This window comes from Collimonas sp., assembly GCF_035566555.1.
GTDB lineage: Bacteria > Pseudomonadota > Gammaproteobacteria > Burkholderiales > Burkholderiaceae_D > Collimonas.
Map to the genome: position 1 here is coordinate 1 of NZ_DATMRB010000189.1, position 2,335 is coordinate 2,335.

The window sequence follows — 2,335 nt, forward strand, 5'->3', positions numbered from 1 at the left end:
GGGAGCGGCATCACGACCGGATAGCCCAGCGCCTTCTGCTCATCTTTCGACATGCCCAGCAAGTTGGAGCCGTAAACCTGTATCTCGCGCGGGCTTTGCTGCGGCTCTACGATCACAACCGTCTGCTTCTCGACATTCATGAACATAATGGCGCCGGGATCAGACAGGCCGGTGTAGTAGTAGAAGTCATTGTCTTCGCGATAGTGCGCGGCGGCCGGCTCCTGCGTCTTGGCGAAGAGCAGCACGTAGCCGGTCTTGAGCTTCGCCGCCAGTTCAGCGCGGCGCGCGGCAAATTCCTTTGGTCCGCCCAGGTCGTTCATGGCGGTGATGTCGGTGTATTGAGCGGTGGCCAGAGTCGAGGTCAGCGCCAGAAACAGCGCAAGTGCAATTCCTGATTTTGGAATCATGGCGTAAGGCAGTGTAGTCCCGAGGTTACAGCGGTGGCAATGTTGCCAGGCCCGAACCCGCCCGAATGTCGTAGCAGAACTCCTCGTCGGCTTTTCATTCCTTTTTAACGGCCGCTTAACCCACCGGGCCTTACTGCGAGGTTAGGCTACGGGAATTCACGTCCGGTGAGGAGAATAAAATGAAATTCAAACTTGAAAATCGCACCACACTTTCTGCCCGCCTACTGTTCTTTGGTGTGTTTTTACTGCTCCTAACGGCACCGTCTTTGCTGACAGCACAACGCGTCGCAAGTTCTGCTCGTCCACTGAATCCCGCGGTGCAGGCACAACTCCCATACACGGTTACTTTGTTTGCCCAGAGCGTGCCCGGAGAATATACGGCCCCGGATTCCATCACCTTCAATAGCAGCGCCGTCTACATTGGTTACGGCAATGGTGGCCCGCCCAATGGCTTAAATTCGATTCCATCCACAATTGTCATGTACGACTTCAGAGGAAATGTGATCAAGAAAGTAAATCTGGTGGGTCACAACGATGGACTGAAGATCAATCCGCAAACTGGAGACCTCTGGGCCGTGGCAAATGAAGATGGCAACGCGCGTCTCGCCATCCTCGACCCTCAGACCCTGGCGATGAAGCACCAGTATTTTCTCGGAACCGGTCCGCATGGCGGTGGGTATGACGACCTCACTTTTCTGAATGGCAACGTCTATCTTTCGGCCTCCAACCCGTTACACAATCCCAACAACCAGCCGGCTATCGTCCAATTCACGACTAGCGGAGGTACTTTCAACCTGACGCCGGTGCTGTACGGAAACGCCTCCGCCGTCGACATACCCACCACTCAGCCCGTCACGCTTAACCTGCAGGATCCAGACTCCATGACATTCGATATCGGGGGCGATATTGTTCTCGACAGCCAAGGTGACGGCGAGCTGGTTGTGGTCCGCAATCCAGGAAATAACCAAATCGTGTATCGCGTTTTGCTGACAGTTGGAGGCTCACCGATCACGGTGGACGATACGGTATTCCTAAATGCCTCGGCTGGCACCATGCTGGTAGCGGATACTCCCGGCGACGCCGTCTACGCAATTACCGCACCATTCCTGGAGCCTGGTTCGGCTTACTCGGCCAGTGATAGTGGTGGATTCGTAGGTCAGCTCGATTTTGAAACAGGCGTGCTCTCTCCGGTGGTGACCGGCATGGTCAGTCCTCACGGAATGGCCTTTATACCGCAGTAGCAAAAAGTAAACCCGCTCCAGCCAGGCCGGAGCGGGTACTTTTTCTCTTTCACGGCCGATTAAGCGCCGGCCAGCCGTCCGTTAGTTGCGGCCTGGGTATGTGGCTTGCCGGCAACGATGTTGATGCATTCCTCCAGCACGTCGATAGCGATGTCCGCCTGCTCCTTAGTGACGATGAGCGGCGGCGCAATGCGAATCGTGTTCGGACCACAGCCCAACAGCAGCACGCCGCGCTCAAACGCCAGTTCGACGATCTTATCGCGCTCGGCGCCGCCCTGCGTCTTGGCCTTCTTGTCGGTGACGATCTCGACACCAATCATCAGGCCACGTCCGCGCACATCGCCGACCAGATCGAGATGCTTCGGCCACTCGGCGATACGATCCATGATGTGACCGCCGACGACTTCGGCATTCTTGATGCCTTCGCGTTCGAGGATGTCCATCGTGGCAAGTGCCGCAGCGATCGAAACCGGGTTGCCGCCGAAGGTCGAAGCGTGCGAACCGGGCACCCAGTCCATGATCTCGGCCTTCGACATCATGATGCCAAGCGGCATACCGCTGGCCAGTCCCTTCGCGTTGCAGACGATGTCGGGCTCAACGCCCGTGTGTTGAATCGCCCACCACTTCCCTGTCCGGCCTGCGCCCGACTGCACTTCATCGGCGACCAGCAGAATGCCATGGCGATCG

The 2,335-nt window shown here is 57.2% G+C and carries 3 protein-coding genes; 1 reads left to right on the forward strand and 2 read right to left on the reverse strand.

Going from position 1 to position 2,335, the window contains the following annotated elements:
* The coding region (locus VNZ65_RS23805) for an aminopeptidase P N-terminal domain-containing protein (protein WP_325673513.1) at positions 1 to 407 on the reverse strand (407 nt) is incomplete at its 3' end.
* A gap of 179 nt (positions 408 to 586) precedes the next feature.
* Between VNZ65_RS23805 and VNZ65_RS23810 the strand changes: the two genes are divergently transcribed.
* Positions 587 to 1,648, forward strand: coding sequence for a hypothetical protein (locus tag VNZ65_RS23810; RefSeq protein WP_325673515.1), 1,062 nt, complete (start codon positions 587 to 589; stop codon positions 1,646 to 1,648).
* 59 nt (positions 1,649 to 1,707) lie between these two features.
* On the opposite strand, the gene VNZ65_RS23815 is transcribed toward VNZ65_RS23810, so the two are convergent.
* Positions 1,708 to 2,335: aminotransferase class III-fold pyridoxal phosphate-dependent enzyme (locus tag VNZ65_RS23815; protein ID WP_325673517.1), on the reverse strand; the 628-nt coding region annotated here is incomplete at its 5' end.

Coding starts and splice junctions, on each gene's coding strand:
- VNZ65_RS23810 (WP_325673515.1), top strand. CDS start 587: ATGAAATTCAAACTTGAAAATCGCACCACACTTTCTGCCCGCCTACTG.